Below are 15,837 nucleotides of genomic sequence, written 5' to 3'. Positions count from 1 at the left end.
AAAAATCCCCTATAGAAAAATCTATAGGGGATTTTGTATACACTATGCTCAAATATATGAAAGAATGTTATTAGTAAGAGCGTGGCATAAGTAATAAACAAATAAAATAAACTAAAAACCCCGTCCCAAAACATAAAACTGCAATGACCCAAAGTATGCGAATGAGAGTAGAGCTAATATCAAAATATTCTCCTAAACCACCGCATATACCAAATAGCATTTTATCAGTTTCGGATTTACATAATCTTTTTGACATCTTCCAATACACTCCTTTTTATAGCAAACTCTATACTTCCATTCTATATGGAAATCTATGAGGAGACTATGAGGTTGTATGACATTTTTTTAGGGAACAGTCATATTAATTGTCTTAATTTTCAGTTGATATTAAAATTATAGTAAGAGGTAACTTTTAATAAAGGGTGGGGAAATAGAGATGACGGTATATTGGTTGACTAATGTAACGCTTGAATCGGGGTATACATATGAAGAGGGGAGAATTTCAAAAACAGAAACAGAGTTATGTAGTTTACTTATTGAAGAGGGACGAATTAAAAAAATTATAGCAGGGACTGTTCAAGAGGAAGGGGTACTCATTCTTGATGCTAATCGTTTATTAATTTTGCCCGCTTTCGAAGAGATGCATATTCACATTGATAAGACATATTATAGTGGTCCTTGGAAAGCTTGTATGCCAGCAGAAAGTATTTTTACACGTTTTAATGAAGAAGAAAAAATTTTACCAAAGCAATTAGCGACTGCCCAAAATAGAGCGGAAAATATGCTAGAGTTACTACTGCAAAATGGTGCAACGAATATTAGAACGCATTGTAATGTTGATCCAATTATTGGGCTTGGTAATTTGGAGGCGACGTTAGCGGCATTAGAAACATATAAAAATCGAGTGTCTAGTAGAATTGTTGCGTTTCCGCAACATGGATTATTGCGCAGTAATTCTGTGCAACTCGTGAAAGATGCGATGCGTATGGGTGCTCATCTAGTCGGAGGCGTAGATCCAGCTACAGTGGATAATGACATTGAAAAATCATTACATACAATTATGGATATCGCAGTAGAATTTAATGCGGATGTTGATATTCATTTGCATGATGCGAATAATCTTGGAACATTTACGATGAAGAGATTGGCAAGTTTAACAGAAGAAGCAGGATGGCAAGGTCGTGTAACAATTAGTCATGCACTTGGACTTGGTGGTGTTACTGATAAAGAGGCTGAAGAAGTGGCAGAAAGACTCGCAAATGTAAATATTGATATTACTTCAACGGTACCAATTGGTAAACAAGTAATCCCAATTCCGTTATTAGATAAAAAAGGTGTTAAGGTTTCATTAGGAAATGATAGTATTACAGATCATTGGTCACCGTTTGGAACAGGTGATATGCTTCAAAAGGCGAATCGATTAGCAGAGCGTTTTGGGTGGAGTGACGAAAGGTCTTTAGGAAAAGCACTTCGCTTTATTACAGGAGGAAAAGAAACGTTAAATAATGAAGGGAAGCGAGTATGGCCGAATGTAGGGGATGAAGCGAGTTTTGTTTTGACAAATGCGACATGCGCTGCTGAAGCAGTAGCGCGTCAAACAGAAAAACGTTTAGTCGTGTATAAAGGAAATATTGTTGTTGGAAGTTTAAATGAGGTGGAATTAAATAATCTTGTGTAGAAGAATCGTTTAAATATTTTGAGGGGGGGTTCTAATGGTAAGTCTAGAACTCTTCTTTTTTATTCTTACAGTATATTTTTTATAGGAAAGCTAGAAGGGATGAAAATTTTGGACAATCAACATAACCAAAATCATATTATGGGAACTTTGCAATGGTTTATATTTTTATTAGCAAATTCAATCGCACTACCAATTGTCGTTGGCGGATTATTTCATCTTACGACGGAAGAAATATTTTATTTAATGCAGCGTACGTTTTTTGTAGTTGGTATATCTTCTTTTTTACAAGGCTGGCTTGGGCATAGACTGCCAATTGCGGATGGGCCGGCTGGATCTTGGGTTGGTGTATTTACCGTGCTTGCTTATGCAACGGCCGGACAGGATCAATTACATAGTACACTGCAAATTTTAGAATTAGGAATGATAATCTCCGGTGTTATTTTAATAGGATTAGGAGTAACTGGTTTTATAGGACGTATTTTATTTTTATTTACGCCGCTTGTGACAGGGACGTTTTTACTTTTATTATGTTTACAATTAAGTGGTGTATTTTTAAAAGGAATGTTAGGGATTACAGCTACTATTTCTCAAATTGACGGATTTACAGCAATGATCGCGTTTAGTATATTTTTGTTCGTTATTATACTATCTAATTTCGGAAAAGGCTTTGTCAAAAGTTATGCAGTTTTAATAGGATTAATTAGTGGGTGGATTATTTTTCTCATTGCAGGAAAAGTGACAATCCCATCTCAAGTAACTCATTTTGTGCAACTTCCACATATATTTGCTTGGGGACTTCCAAAATGGAATACAGGTATGGCTGTATCAAGTTTCGTTATGGTATGTATTTTAGTTTCGAATACGGTGGCAGCTATTATAGCAATTAATCAAGCAACTATTCATAAAGTGACTATTGAACAAAAACAGTTGAAAGATGGAACATGGGTTGGGGGGATTTCACATATCATCTCTTCTGTATTTTCAACTGTAGGTGTCGTTCCGTTACCAGCAACGGCAGGATTTATACGTTTAACAAAACAAAAGTATATACGATCGTTCTTAATGGCATGTGCGTTACTAGTCGTAATGTCTCTTTTTCCAAGTATTATTCGTTACTTAGCATCTTTACCATCTGCTGTCGCATCGGCTGTTTTAATGGCTTCGTTCGTACAGTTAATTGGAATTGGATTTAATAATATAAAACAAGTGCCGATGAGTGAAAGGAATGTAACGATTTTAGGCGTTGCAGTATTATTTGGCAGCGGCGTTATGTTTTTACCGTCTGGAGCACTCCAATCCTTACCGTCTGTTATGCAATATATATTCGGTAATGGTTTATTTGTAGGTACGGTTGTAAGTATATTGCTAGAACAAATATGGCGCGTTGGAAAGTAAGTGGATAAAAAGAGTGTACGCACTGTATAAAAGTCTAAAATAACATAGGAAATAAAGCCCATTTTCATTCACCACCTGCACATTTCGTTCATACAATATCTTGACTAAATAAACACCCAACTTACACATACACAGCTCTGGCTTAAGCAAGGAGGGTTATACCAGTTGAAGGAAAAAGCGTATCAATCTAAACCTTTACTCACAAAGAGAGAAAGAGAAGTATTTGAATTACTGGTTCAAGATAAAACAACGAAGGAAATTGCAGGTGAACTTTTTATAAGTGAAAAAACAGTTCGCAACCACATCTCAAACGCAATGCAAAAGCTAGGGGTTAAAGGACGTTCACAAGCAGTTGTGGAGCTTCTTCGTATGGGAGAGCTCGAACTATAAGAAAGCAGCCGACTTTTATACAAAGAGTCGGCTATTTTTTTGTTTGCTTCACTTGCTATATGAATGATAAGAACACTCCATATATAAATAGGTAATAAGGAGGGGATAAGTTGAAAAGGATACTGTTAGTTTCAACAAGTGCTCATGATATGAATGGACACCCGACTGGTTTGTGGCTTGAAGAGCTCGCAGCTCCTTATCATTTATTTAAAAAGGCTAAGTTTGATGTTGATATTGTGTCAATAAAAGGCGGGAGAGTACCTATAGATAGAGTGTCTATTCCGAATGGTATACCTCGTGAATTCAAGCATGTAGCTTCTTTATTGCAAAATACGAGGCCGATTTCAAATGTTCATTTCTCGGATTATGATGCGGTTTTATTTGGTGGTGGGCACGGGGCGATTGTAGATTTTCCAGGTAATCCATATGTAGCAAATTTGATTGAGAATATGTATAACGATAACCGGATTGTAGCGGCTGTTTGTCACGGAGTAAGTTCCTTTGTCGGTGTGAAAAATAAGGATAGCTCGTTTTTTGTTGCCGGTAAGCGTATAACAGGTTATACAAACGATGAAGAAAAAGCTGTACATTTAGAAAAGCGCGTTCCGTTTTTGTTAGAAAGTAAGTTGAAAGAAGAAGGAGCTTTGTTTTATGTAGCTCCCAATTTTACGCCGCATGTGGTAGTAGATGGGCATTTAATTACAGGACAAAATCCACAGTCTAGCGTGGAAATAGGTAAGGCTATAAAAAGGGCTGTAAATAAATTATAGAAAAAGTACCCGCTACTAACAAAGGTAGTGGGTATTTTTATCCCGCTATTTGCCGAGCAGCCCGTAAAAGCCCAATTGGTGAGGGTTGATTAAAGTTTCACTTTATCCTAAAATTCCCCCCTCAAAATTGGTTTGTAACCGTCCAGTTGGTGATAATGGATTATAGTTTTTTATGTATAGTATATGAAAATGTAATAAACTAAAAAGGCGTAATAAGTATAATAACTTCATTTATAATCATTCGTGAATTTGCTATACTATTTTGTATGGACAAAAGGGGAGGCTCTTTTAAATGAGAAAAGTCGCATGTGCAAATACTTATATTAATAAAATAAAGCCCGTTATTAGAAAGACGAGTTTTAGCCAATTGAAAATAGATGAAATTGCGAAATATATGGATATTAGTAAAGCTACTTTATATAAACGTTTTTCTTCGAAAGATGAAATTATTGAGGCGGTAGTAGAGGATTTCATGAATTATCTACTCGAAGGTGATGTGGATAATCAAGATGAAAGCATGTCTTTTGCAGAACGTTTCCAAAAGACGTTTATCCACTCTTTAAAATGTGTGACATATATTTCGGATGTTTTTTTGCAAGATTTGAAAGAAGCATATCCGCATTTGTCAGATCAATTAGTCGCTGCACAACAAAATCGTAATCATAATTTGCAAATGTTTTTTGAAGCGGGTATGGAACAAGGTTATTTTAATAAAATGAATGCACAATTATTTATGGTACAAGATGATGTGATGTTACGACGTATTATAGATCATTCTTTTTGTATTCAGTACGATATTACTTTAAAGAAAGCGATACTTGATTTTTATCAATTAAAGAAGTATCAACTTTTTAAACCAGAGTATATAGAAGCAATTGATGATTCTGAAATTGAAAAAGAAGTTATTGCTATTTTGCAAATGATTTCGTAAAAAAGCAGATCTCCCTTAATAGAGGGAAATCTGCTTTTTTTAGTACATATTATTTTTGCAACTGTTTTAATACTAATTCGGCTACTGGACCACCTGAAGCTGGGTTTTGACCAGTGATAACACGATTATCTTCTAGAGCAAAAGCTTCCCAAGGCTGTGCAGCTTTTTCGTAAAGTCCTCCATTTTTAATGAGTTCATCTTCTGTTAAAAATGGAACGAATTGATCTAATTCAGCTAATTTTTCTTCTTCATTTGAAAAGCCTGTTACCTTCTTACCGCTAATTAAACGATCCCCATTACTTAATGTAATATGAAATAAACCAGCAGCTCCATGACAAACGGAAGAAACAATACCGCCGTTTTCATAAATATTGCGGCTAATATTTTGAAGTTCTTTATTTTCTGGGAAGTCCCAAATAACCCCGTGACCACCTGCGTAATAAATAACAGCGTAGTCTTCTGGATTTACTTCACTTGGTTTCATTGTAGAACCGAGGCGATTCATAAACTCTTTCTTTTGATACCATTCCCAATCGATGCTCTCCGCCATTGCTAAACTATGTGGATCAATTGGTGTATAACCGCCTTGTGGACTGACGTAATCAACTTCGTAACCCGCTTCTTCTACTTTTTTTACGAAATGTACAGCTTCACCGAGCCAAAGTCCGGTAGCCCTATTTAAATTTGGGTATTTTTCTACGCTTGTTAATACAACTAACATTTTTTTCTTCATCATAATCCTCCTATAATGTCTCTTCTATATAAAAGTTCTGTATTCGTTTCATTTTATTAAGTTAAAAAATGCAAATTTGAATAATCATGCCAGTCCTCCTTATATCAGCTTCGAAATTAGTGTATAATAACTTTTGAACAAAGTAAACTAAAAAGACTAAATTAGTTTACTTTGTATTTTTTTCGTTGACAAACTGTAATGCTGAAACTATGATAGTTCCATGAATATCGAACAATATACGTGTTTCGTTTCGAATTCAATTTATCGCACGATAAATTAGCACCATTTATACATTTAATGAAGTTGTTTAGTGGTGATACAACATTTAAATGACTTCATTTTTTTATCAATAGTTTGACAGTTTTAAAATTGTAATCAGGAGAGTGTTACACATGGGGAAAGATATAAGTAACCATTCGAAATGGTTTGTTTTTACATTATGTTTTATTGTTTTGTTAGGACCGATGAACGCTGTGTTATTTAATGTAGCGTTAGAGGATATTGCCAATGATTTATCAATTAGTCAATCGAAAGTAAGTTGGGTTGTAGTAGGGTATTCTTTAGTCGTCGGTATCGGTTCGATGATATATGGAAAACTGGCTGATCGTTACAGTGTAAAAAGGCTATTAATTATTTCTATTATCATATTTGTAGCTGGTTCTATTGTTGGGTTTGTGAATCAATCTTATGAGATTATCATTTTCGCAAGGTTAGTGCAGGCGAGCGGAGGAGCAGCGTTTATTGCGCTTAGTATGATTGCGGTGGCAAAATTAGTTGCTCCAGCTAAAAAACCGGGTGCGTTAGCAATGATTAGTTCTTCTATTGCATTAGCGGTTGGTATTGGACCTTTAGTTGGTGGGGCAATTACAAATACGTTAGGGTGGCCGTATTTATTTTTATTTATGGTTATTTCAATGGTTGGTATTTTCTTGCTCGTAAAATTTATGCCAGAAGAGGTGCAACATACCGATGAAGTGTTCCACTTTGATTTCATTGGAGCAGTTTTATTATTTGTATTGATTACGACCGTTTTATTAGGAGTGAATATTAATAGTTGGCTTTTTGTGTTATCTGTTGCTTTCCTATTTTTATTCAAGGCTCATATGAAGAGAACAGAGTCGCCGTTTATTGATATTGAGTTGTTTACAAATAAACCATTACTGCGTTTAATAGCGGTCGGATTTATCATTAATGTGGCGTTATGTGCTAGTTTATTATTATTACCATTACTGTTAGGAAGAGGGCACGGATTGTCTCCGTTCGTTATTGGAATTGTATTGTTTGTTGCATCTCTCTTTGGTATTGTATCTAGTTTTATTACCGGAAAGATTATTCCTGCGTTTGGGAATGTGAGGATGATGTATGTAGCGTCTGTAGTTATGATCATTGGCTTTTTAATTTTAGGGATTATTCCAGACGGGAACTTACTCTTTATTTTATTTGCGGTTATTTTAACATTTATGAGTTATTCGGCAATTCAAGTATCATTAAACACATTTATTCCGAAAACATTAAATCCAGCTAAAGTTGGAGTCGGCCTTGGTTTATATAATTTAATTAACTTTTTCGGTATGGCATTCGGGCCAGCTGTAGCGAGCAAAATTATGGAATCTACAAATAGTTATCGATTGAATTTTATTTTGATCGTCATTTTAATTTCTGTTCATTTCGTCTTATTAATGGGAATGTCTTCTTTTCAAAAAAAGATGGAGCAATGAATATGCACTTTATATAGAAGAAACCGACTTTCTTATAGAAGGTCGGTTATTTTTCTATCTTGCAAATTATGAAAAAAAGGAGCAAAATAAAAAAGGTCCTAGTCTATACATGGGCAAATGAAAATTTTCATACAGAAGCATTTGAAGTGAGCGAACTTAAAGTGTGTAAAATATAATGATAAACATAAAAGATGATGAATGAGAAAACGGGTGATGAAGTTGAATAGAGCAATCGGTGTTATCGATTCAGGAGTTGGCGGTTTAACAGTAGCGAAGGAATTAATTCGTCAGTTGCCGAAAGAACGTATCATATATTTAGGAGATACAGCACGTTGTCCTTATGGTCCGCGTTCTCGAGAAGAAGTGCGTCAATTTACGTGGGAAATGACGGAGCATTTACTAGATTTAAATATCAAAATGTTAGTTATTGCGTGTAATACAGCAACTGCGGTTGTATTAGAAGAGATGCAAAAACAATTACCAATTCCAGTAGTGGGAGTTATTCACCCAGGATCACGTACAGCTTTAAAAGTGACAAACACGTATCATGTTGGGATTATTGGAACGATTGGAACTGTGAAAAGTGGTGCATACGAAGAGGCGTTAAAGTCTATTAATAACCGTGTTATGGTAGAAAGTTTAGCTTGTCCACCTTTCGTTGAACTTGTAGAGAGTGGGAATTTCGAAAGTGAAATGGCGTATGAAGTTGTAAGAGAAACGCTGCAACCACTGAAAAGTACCGATATTGATACACTTATATTAGGGTGTACACACTATCCAATTTTAGGACCTGTTATTAAAAAAGTAATGGGAGATAAAGTACAACTAATTAGTTCTGGTGATGAAACAGCACGTGAAGTAAGTACAATCTTATATCATAGTAAAATGTTGAATGAAGGAGAAGAACAAAGCGATCATCTCTTCTTAACAACAGGAAAAATAGGCTTGTTTAAAGAAATTGCATCAAAATGGTTCGGTCAACCGATTGAAAATGTGAAGCATATTCATTTAGAAAAAGAATAATAGTAGAATTCATATAAGTGAGCTCCTGAGAAATCAGGAGTTTTTTTGTTTTATCTTGCTATTTGCTGGGCAGTTAGAACCTCCACTGATTAAAGTTTCACTTTATAAGAGGCACAGCTTGTTCTAAAATGTGAAACGGCTCGTATACATAATAGTACAAACTTAGATTTTAGGGGGGAATGGCATGCCTAAATCCACTTTTAAATGGGTTGTTGGTGCTACTGTGAGCGCTGTTTTACTAACAGGGTGTGGCTTTATAAATCAGGAGAAAGCAACTGAACAAATTGATCCGCCAAAACAAGTTACGTATACAGAGGGTGGGAAGAAAGAAGTAGCTAAAAAAGATAAGCAAGGGCAAATGGTAAATAGAGAACTATACCTTGTTGATAAAAATGGTTATGTTGTACCACAAACGTTAGCTATACCTACTCCGAAAGCAAATGAGACTGTGAAGCAAACGTTAGAATACCTTGTGAAAGATGGACCGGTAACGAATTTATTACCGAATGGGTTTCGTGCAGTCATTCCGGCGAATACAACGATGACTTTAGATTTGAAAAAGGACGGGACGGCAGTTATTGATTTCTCTAAAGAAATGAAAAACTATGCGAAAGAAGAAGAGCGTCAAATCATTGAATCTATAGCGTGGACGTTGACGCAATTTACAGAGATAAAACAAGTGCAGTTCCAAATAAATGGTGAGAAATTGGCGAAGATGCCGGTTGCTGGTACACCGCTTGGTGAAGGAGTGAGCCGTGCAAATGGTATTAACTTCGATGATGAACAAGTAGCAGATGTAACGAATACAAAACCAGTCACACTATATTTCATGGCGCAAAATAATAATAAACAGCAATACTACGTACCAGTCACACGCCGCGTTGCGGAAGGAAAAGAAAATGATTATGCAGCAATTATAGATGAACTTGTAAAAGGTCCGATTCATCAATCACTCCTGAATGATTTTAATCCAGGCGTTAAGCTTATTACGAATCCGAAATTACAAGACGGAAATCTTACATTAAACTTTAATGAAAATATATTTGTAAACCCAGATAAAAATATGATCTCAAATTACGTATTGAAGTCGTTAGTTTTATCTTTAACAGAAAAGAAAGGTGTGAAAAATATTTCTATTGAAGTGAATGGAAAAGCAAATCTTATAGATGAAAAGGGCGGAAAGTTAATAAAACCTGTAGATCGTCCAGAAAACGTGAATACAGGTAGTTTTTAATCTTGAATAATTTGATATACTTAAGTAAGAAAGGAGAATTGCTTTTTGGGTTCTCCTTCTTTTATTGTATACATATCATACATTTAAATTTGGCTATACTAACGAGTAGTAATTAAGAGGAGGTTATTTTTATGCGAGTAGATGGTAGAGAGAAAACAGAATTACGCCATATACATATTCACACGAATTATTTAAAACATCCAGAGGGATCTGTATTAATTGAAGTTGGGGATACAAAGGTGATTTGCTCAGCAACAATTGAAGAGCGTGTACCACCGTTTATGCGTGGAGAAGGAAAAGGATGGGTAACAGCTGAATACGCGATGATTCCGCGTGCAACAGAACAACGTACAATTAGGGAGTCAAGCAAAGGGAAAGTAACAGGACGTACAATGGAAATTCAACGTCTAATTGGACGAGCATTACGTGCGGTAGTTGATTTAGAAGCGCTTGGCGAGAGAACAGTTTGGATTGACTGTGATGTTATCCAAGCAGATGGTGGAACGAGAACAGCGTCTATTACAGGTGCATATGTAGCGATGGTATTAGCTTTCGAGAAATTATTACAAGCAGAAAAAGTATCTAAAATTCCAGTAAAAGATTATTTAGCAGCAACGTCAGTAGGAATTGTTGAAGAGCAAGGTGTTGTTTTAGATTTAAACTATGCAGAAGATTCTAAAGCAGACGTTGATATGAACGTAATTATGACTGGAAAAGGCCAATTTGTTGAAGTGCAAGGAACTGGAGAAGAAGCGACGTTTAGTAGAGCGCAGTTAAATGAACTACTTGATGCTGCGGAAAAAGGCATTTTCCAACTGATTGATATACAAAAAGAAGCTTTAGGTGACATCGTATCTCATATAGAGTAGAGGTGGAAAGTATGAAACAAGTTGTTGTAGCGACAAAAAATATGGGAAAAGTACGTGAGTTTGCTGAGTTATTTGAGCGATTTGATTTAGAAGTGAAATCATTACACGATTTTCCTCATATTGAAGAAGTCGAAGAAACTGGTGAAACATTTGAAGAAAATGCGATCTTAAAAGCGGATAGTTTGAGTAGACAGTTGAATTCTATCGTAATTGCGGATGATTCGGGTCTTATTGTAGATGCTTTAAATGGAAAACCAGGAGTGTATTCAGCGCGTTTTGCTGGTGAACCGAAAAATGACCAAGCAAATATCGATAAAGTGTTACAAGAATTAAATGGCGTTGACTTTGAAAAGCGTAAAGCTCGTTTCTATTGTGCATTAGCAGTTGCTTTCCCTGAAGGTGATAAAAATCCTGTCATTGTAAATGGGACATGTGAAGGATTTATCTTAGAACAACGCCGCGGAGAAAATGGCTTTGGATACGATCCGATTTTTTATGTGGAAGAATACAAAAAAGCAATGGCGGAATTAAGTTCAGATGAAAAAAATGCTATTAGCCATCGTGGCCGTGCTCTTCGTAAGTTAGAAGAAAAAATCCCGGAATGGTTTTTAGGAGAATAAGGGAGAGAGAATGATGAAAGCTTTAATCGTAAGCGATAGTCATAGCTCTGTGAAGGAATTACAGCAGTTGAAAGAGAAATATGAAGGGAAAGTAGATATCATGATTCATTGCGGTGATTCAGAGCTAACGCCTGCTCATGAAGAACTGCAAGGTTTCCATGTTGTAAAAGGAAACTGTGATTATGCTAACTTTCAAGACGAAATTGTAACTGATGTAGATGGAATTCGCTTCTTAGTAGTGCATGGACATCGCCATAATGTGAAAATGACATTACAAACGCTAGCGTACCATGCTGAAGAAGTGGGAGCGCAAGTTGCATGCTTCGGACATTCTCACGTATTAGGTGCGGAATTAATCGAGGGCGTTTTATTTATTAATCCAGGCAGTATTTTATTACCACGTCAGCGTGTAGAAAAGACATTTGCTTTATTAGAAATGGATGAAAATCAAATGGAAGTTCGTTTTGAAACGTTAGACGGACAACTAGTTGAACAAGCAGTTTTTAAAAGAGGATAAGAAAATTTATCCTCTTTTAAAAAAGGTGTTGACTTTATGTGTGGTTATACATATAATAAATATTGTCGATAGGGCAACGGCGCTAACGAAGAAAAGAAAATAAAATATGCGGGTGTAGTTTAGTGGTAAAACAAGAGCCTTCCAAGCTCTGGTCGAGAGTTCGATTCTCTTCACCCGCTCCATGTCCCAGTAGCTCAGCCGGATAGAGCATACGCCTTCTAAGCGTACGGTCGGGAGTTCGAATCTCTCCTGGGACGCTAAAAAAACCTTGTTATCTTTTGATAACAAGGTTTTTTGTTTGTCTACAAATTGATGTATGTGCAAGAAGTGTAAAATATAACGCAATATATGATAATTATTATTTATTATGGATTGAAGTACATTAAGAAAAGAGCGCCATTTATGCGCCCTATTCCTCTTATTTAATTTAAAGAATCAATAGGTTTATGATGGAACTCAAATCCATATCCAGATTCTCCTAATTGTTCACTTACAATATTATAAAACTTTTTCCCGTAAAAACTAGGTTCATTCTGCGAATACACTTGTATAATGAAATGTGTTCTTCCTATTGTACTTGGAACTTTTTCGTAGATTTCATCACTTTCAATGAATCCTAAATATGTATTGATTTTGTCTTGTAAAAGTAAAATGTGTTCATCGTCAAGTTCCTCGCTTTTATTCCACTCTAAAGCATCAAAGATTGTTAAGTATACATTATCTTTATTATCCTCATCTATTAAAACTAAATCGACTTGATCCGTATCATGTAATGCCATATAAAAGCCTCCTTATTCTTCTTTTCTTATTACATTTATTTTCGTTGGTGGAATCTCTTCTAAATGTTCAAATGGTGGTTTGTTCCTACTTTTAACTATTGCACCTGATTCCGCAATTTCAGGGAAGGCTTTTTTCTGATTTTTAGTAAGAGGTGCAGTAGGTGAAGATTTTAACTCTACTAAGTCAATCTTGCCATTTGCGTCCTTGCCTCCTATATCTATACGAGTGCGTACGCCCGATTTTGTTTGTACGGTTATTTGTTCATTCAATTCAGATTTAGGTTTTTGTTGTTTTATAACCTCGAACATTTTTGTTTCGTATTCTTTACCTGCTAAGCTATTAGCTTTTAAAGTTTTCCGTTGTTTTTCTAGTGTGGCTGCTGCATCTATTGCATTGGAAACTTTTTTTGCGCCTTTGACTACTTTTATTCCCTTACCAACAGGCGTAAGCCCCGCAAAAACCATGACACCAGCACCAGTGCGTTCCCACCATGAAAGTTTTTCGCCAGTATCGGGATCAACACCTTCTATAACACGTCGTACATCGTATTCTCCCGATAACTCGCCCACTAGGTCTCTAGTAACTTTCTCTAAACTTTCACCATCTTTTTTCGAAGAAGATGCACCAGGTGATGTGTTGTTATTTTCTGAAGAAGGGGTATTAGCTATAATCTCACTTTCAACTAGATTGCCGTCGTACTCAGCATCTGCCGTGCGGAACTTTTCCGCAACTCTTTCTAATTCGGTAGCTATTTTATCGAATTCCGTTAAAACTGTGAACATTTTTGGTTTAGCTTCGTTAAACATTTGATAGAAATGTTGGCTAGTTGCTCCTGCCCAGTTTGCGGCAATATGTTCTGTTTGATTGTATAAACCATTATGTATTTGTTCTAAGTAAGGTGTACCGTACGTTCTTTACCGTCTTGGCTACTTGCTCTAGACGTTCAGGTGTTACTTTTATTTGTACCATACCATCCCTGCTTCTCCTATAATATTTTCACAAGAAGTGATTACTTATAAGTTTCGCGTCTAGTTTGGGTTATAATTGTAGCTCATTCTTAATATCTGTAACCGTTCCTTCGATATTAAGCAGTTAGTATGTAATTCTTTTTCTTAAATAAAAGGAGCGCCGTTTATGCGCCCTGTTCCTCATAGTATTTAATTTAAAGAATCAATAGGCTTATGATGGAACTCAAATCCATATCCGTATTATCCTAATTTTTTACTTAGAATGTTCTAAAACTTTTTACCATTCTAGTAAGATTGAGCATCGATTGTCGGAACTTATCCCCGGCAGTGTGTTACAATTAATAGAAGCGGAAAACGAGAATCTCCAATTGACTGGACCTGTGATTGGTTAGAGGGTTTAAGAAGGTCGTATAAAAAAGGGAGATGGCGCAAAGATGGCGAGATCAAACGAGAATGATTTAACGGAGAAATTGGCAGAAGGTCACCGGAAATATGGTGATGGCAATTTTACAGTACAGAACATCGGTGATGAAACTAACCCGAATTGGACTGTTGTAAAAAATGTGAGGAAGGGATCAGCAGGCATTCGCGAGGGCGAAGATATATTAAGACTGCGATCAAAATATATAAAATAGTACGGAAATGGCCGGAGTGGGAGTTCTCATCTCTCCTAGGACGCTAAAAAAACCTTGTTATCTTTTGATAACAAGGTTTTTTGTTTAATTATTAATAAACTTCTCAAATACAAAACCATAATCTTTCACATTATATTGTTTCTTCGTATCAACAAGCCAGTTAAAGGCAATCTCGTTCATTTCTTTAAATTGCTCTGCTAAGTTTACTTGTGCGTTTGAAATACGGCTAAAGGCATTAGATGCCATATCTAAACTTTTATGTGCATATTGTAATGTAATATCGTTGTCGTATGAAATTTCTTCGATTTTAAGTAAAGCCTTATATAAATCTTTTAATTCTTCAATATGTTTTTTATGAACATCAATTGAGTAATGTTCATCGCCCATTTGAAACTTAATTTCTACATCTAAATCAATTGTTCCTGCAGTTTCAAGTGCTACGTTTTTAATTTGATATTTGCTATAACTAAAGCGGCGTAGTGTACGTTTTTTACTTGTTGCGCTTGTACCGTCTAAGTGAATTAACCCTTTGTTTGTGAAGCAATATTCATCTGATTTGGATTTAATTAGAAAGTAAATTTTCTCCCCATCTTCATGCATCACATAATCATCAGCATCGACCTTATCATAGTCTTTAGGTGTAATGACAGAACCTACATCGCTTAGTCCTAATACATCTGCCGCCATTTTTTTAAACATATATAATCCCCCTTGTAAATTAAATTCTTAATTGTACAAAAATATATTAACACGATTTTCACCAGTTGTTTTCTTGTAATACGAAAATATCTGAAAGTAAGTTAAGAAAAGTAACGAATAATTATTTTGATTCTAAATTATTTAGTAAATCTATTAGTTTAAGAGTCGATTCGTCCAAAAATAACTAAAAGAAAAAAGTTGATTTTACAAGTGATTATAGAGAAATTCCGTGAAAGCACCTCAAGCGATATGAGGTGTTTTTCAATCTCTTTTTGAAATCTTACAATTCTGTAAGGTAACTGTAAGGTAGTTCGATGGTAAGAAATTGCTAATCTTTTATAATGAAGATAACAACGATAAAACGAGGAGGAAGAAATGATGAAAGGATTAGTTGTAACGGGCTTAACGGTTGCTTTTGGATTTGTAGCGTATGAGAAATTAACGTATGTAGTTGATGTTGTGAAACATTTGATCGCTTAGAGAAAACAGCCATGAGAGGGAAAGGGAATGAGTGAATGAATGGAATGGTTATTTGGAATTATAGGTACTTGTAGTGTAGTGTTATTGTTCTTTGTCCCAAGTGGTATACTTAGTTCGACAACAAGTTTGTTCTTCTTAAGTTTGTTTGCTTGTACGATGCTTATTATTATGTTTTTAATGAAGCGAAGTAAACCAATCTTCTATTTTAGCATGATTGTTATGGCAATTATTGTTCTCCAAATTATTACCCTTGTAATATACCCCACAATTATAAAAGCTTTCCATTAATGATGAATCCTCTGCGCTTGTTGCTGGGGATTTTTATTTGTACAATTTTAATTTTTAGTAGAGATTTATTCGTATTGGAATGTAAAAATTAAATATTTTTATATTTCAA

Annotated in this window: 18 protein-coding genes and 2 tRNA genes; 15 read left to right on the top strand and 5 right to left on the bottom strand. The window is 35.4% G+C overall.

All coding sequences use genetic code 11. From position 1 onward, the window contains the following. Nucleotides 1-70 precede the first annotated feature (70 nt). A complete protein-coding gene (locus N2V79_RS22050) occupies nucleotides 71-256 on the bottom strand; it encodes a PspC domain-containing protein (protein WP_000044337.1) in 186 nt (61 codons plus the stop codon). Between the two features lie 180 nt (nucleotides 257-436). Between N2V79_RS22050 and N2V79_RS22045 the strand changes: the two genes are divergently transcribed. The 5 genes from N2V79_RS22045 to N2V79_RS22025 all read left to right on the top strand — a co-directional run bounded on the left by N2V79_RS22045 (nucleotide 437) and on the right by N2V79_RS22025 (nucleotide 5,164). Continuing rightward, entirely contained in the window at nucleotides 437-1,678 is a 1,242-nt protein-coding gene (locus N2V79_RS22045) for an amidohydrolase family protein (RefSeq protein WP_000219588.1), read from the top strand. Nucleotides 1,679-1,777: 99 nt separating this feature from the next. Continuing rightward, nucleotides 1,778-3,073 carry a purine/pyrimidine permease gene (locus tag N2V79_RS22040; protein WP_340720215.1) on the top strand — a complete coding sequence of 432 codons (1,296 nt, stop codon included), beginning with the start codon at nucleotides 1,778-1,780 and terminating at the stop codon, nucleotides 3,071-3,073. Between the two features lie 165 nt (nucleotides 3,074-3,238). Then, a complete protein-coding gene (gene gerE, locus N2V79_RS22035; protein ID WP_000659484.1) occupies nucleotides 3,239-3,463 on the top strand; it encodes a spore germination transcription factor GerE in 225 nt (74 codons plus the stop codon). Between the two features lie 149 nt (nucleotides 3,464-3,612). After that, on the top strand, nucleotides 3,613-4,233 hold the full coding sequence (locus N2V79_RS22030; RefSeq protein WP_044784586.1) for a type 1 glutamine amidotransferase domain-containing protein: 621 nt from the start codon (nucleotides 3,613-3,615) through the stop codon (nucleotides 4,231-4,233). Between the two features lie 292 nt (nucleotides 4,234-4,525). Then, nucleotides 4,526-5,164, top strand: coding sequence for a TetR/AcrR family transcriptional regulator (locus N2V79_RS22025; protein ID WP_001233034.1), 639 nt, complete (start codon nucleotides 4,526-4,528; stop codon nucleotides 5,162-5,164). A 49-nt stretch (nucleotides 5,165-5,213) separates the two neighbouring features. Here N2V79_RS22025 and N2V79_RS22020 read toward each other — a convergent pair whose 3' ends face one another. After that, nucleotides 5,214-5,897 (bottom strand): type 1 glutamine amidotransferase domain-containing protein, encoded by a 684-nt coding sequence (locus N2V79_RS22020; RefSeq protein ID WP_000728514.1) that lies wholly within the window; start codon nucleotides 5,895-5,897, stop codon nucleotides 5,214-5,216. A gap of 392 nt (nucleotides 5,898-6,289) precedes the next feature. On the opposite strand from N2V79_RS22020, the gene N2V79_RS22015 reads away from it, so the two are divergent. The 8 genes from N2V79_RS22015 to N2V79_RS21980 all read left to right on the top strand — a co-directional run bounded on the left by N2V79_RS22015 (nucleotide 6,290) and on the right by N2V79_RS21980 (nucleotide 12,135). Then, nucleotides 6,290-7,615 carry an MFS transporter gene (locus N2V79_RS22015; protein WP_078401067.1) on the top strand — a complete coding sequence of 442 codons (1,326 nt, stop codon included), beginning with the start codon at nucleotides 6,290-6,292 and terminating at the stop codon, nucleotides 7,613-7,615. A gap of 213 nt (nucleotides 7,616-7,828) precedes the next feature. Further along, nucleotides 7,829-8,638, top strand: coding sequence for a glutamate racemase (racE, locus tag N2V79_RS22010; protein ID WP_000774005.1), 810 nt, complete (start codon nucleotides 7,829-7,831; stop codon nucleotides 8,636-8,638). Nucleotides 8,639-8,822: 184 nt separating this feature from the next. Continuing rightward, the gene (gerM, locus tag N2V79_RS22005; RefSeq protein WP_001126743.1) at nucleotides 8,823-9,872 is read left to right on the top strand and encodes a spore germination protein GerM; all 1,050 of its coding nucleotides are present in this window, start codon (nucleotides 8,823-8,825) and stop codon (nucleotides 9,870-9,872) included. Nucleotides 9,873-10,003: 131 nt separating this feature from the next. Next, nucleotides 10,004-10,741 (top strand): ribonuclease PH, encoded by a 738-nt coding sequence (gene rph / locus N2V79_RS22000; protein ID WP_001261762.1) that lies wholly within the window; start codon nucleotides 10,004-10,006, stop codon nucleotides 10,739-10,741. 11 nt (nucleotides 10,742-10,752) lie between these two features. Then, complete coding sequence (locus tag N2V79_RS21995; protein WP_053563597.1) at nucleotides 10,753-11,361, top strand: XTP/dITP diphosphatase; 609 nt, start codon at nucleotides 10,753-10,755, stop codon at nucleotides 11,359-11,361. Nucleotides 11,362-11,374: 13 nt separating this feature from the next. Further along, on the top strand, nucleotides 11,375-11,878 hold the full coding sequence (locus tag N2V79_RS21990) for a metallophosphoesterase (protein ID WP_000645488.1): 504 nt from the start codon (nucleotides 11,375-11,377) through the stop codon (nucleotides 11,876-11,878). Between the two features lie 108 nt (nucleotides 11,879-11,986). After that, nucleotides 11,987-12,060: transfer RNA gene (locus N2V79_RS21985), tRNA-Gly, on the top strand. A gap of 1 nt (nucleotide 12,061) precedes the next feature. Then, nucleotides 12,062-12,135, top strand: a tRNA-Arg gene (locus N2V79_RS21980). A 165-nt stretch (nucleotides 12,136-12,300) separates the two neighbouring features. Here the strand turns inward: N2V79_RS21980 and N2V79_RS21975 are convergent. Both N2V79_RS21975 and N2V79_RS21970 read right to left on the bottom strand, forming a co-directional pair. Beyond that, nucleotides 12,301-12,657: a DUF6572 domain-containing protein gene (locus N2V79_RS21975; RefSeq protein ID WP_001173693.1), complete on the bottom strand. Its 357-nt coding sequence runs from the start codon at nucleotides 12,655-12,657 to the stop codon at nucleotides 12,301-12,303. Between the two features lie 12 nt (nucleotides 12,658-12,669). Beyond that, nucleotides 12,670-13,509 carry a pre-toxin TG domain-containing protein gene (locus N2V79_RS21970; protein WP_240992995.1) on the bottom strand — a complete coding sequence of 280 codons (840 nt, stop codon included), beginning with the start codon at nucleotides 13,507-13,509 and terminating at the stop codon, nucleotides 12,670-12,672. Between the two features lie 551 nt (nucleotides 13,510-14,060). Here N2V79_RS21970 and N2V79_RS21965 point away from each other — a divergent pair. Further along, nucleotides 14,061-14,261 carry a hypothetical protein gene (locus N2V79_RS21965; protein WP_000124460.1) on the top strand — a complete coding sequence of 67 codons (201 nt, stop codon included), beginning with the start codon at nucleotides 14,061-14,063 and terminating at the stop codon, nucleotides 14,259-14,261. Between the two features lie 84 nt (nucleotides 14,262-14,345). On the opposite strand, the gene N2V79_RS21960 is transcribed toward N2V79_RS21965, so the two are convergent. Continuing rightward, nucleotides 14,346-14,960: a PH domain-containing protein gene (locus N2V79_RS21960; RefSeq protein WP_000473869.1), complete on the bottom strand. Its 615-nt coding sequence runs from the start codon at nucleotides 14,958-14,960 to the stop codon at nucleotides 14,346-14,348. 519 nt (nucleotides 14,961-15,479) lie between these two features. Here N2V79_RS21960 and N2V79_RS21955 point away from each other — a divergent pair. Then, nucleotides 15,480-15,728 carry a hypothetical protein gene (locus N2V79_RS21955; protein WP_001983650.1) on the top strand — a complete coding sequence of 83 codons (249 nt, stop codon included), beginning with the start codon at nucleotides 15,480-15,482 and terminating at the stop codon, nucleotides 15,726-15,728. Nucleotides 15,729-15,837: the final 109 nt, after the last annotated feature.

The sequence above is a fragment of the Bacillus sp. CH_70 genome, from assembly GCF_038007045.1.
GTDB classification, from domain to species: Bacteria; Bacillota; Bacilli; order Bacillales; family Bacillaceae_G; genus Bacillus_A; species Bacillus_A cereus.
The sequence above is the reverse complement of the archived record's forward strand: the minus strand, read 5'-3'. Positions and strand labels throughout refer to the sequence as shown.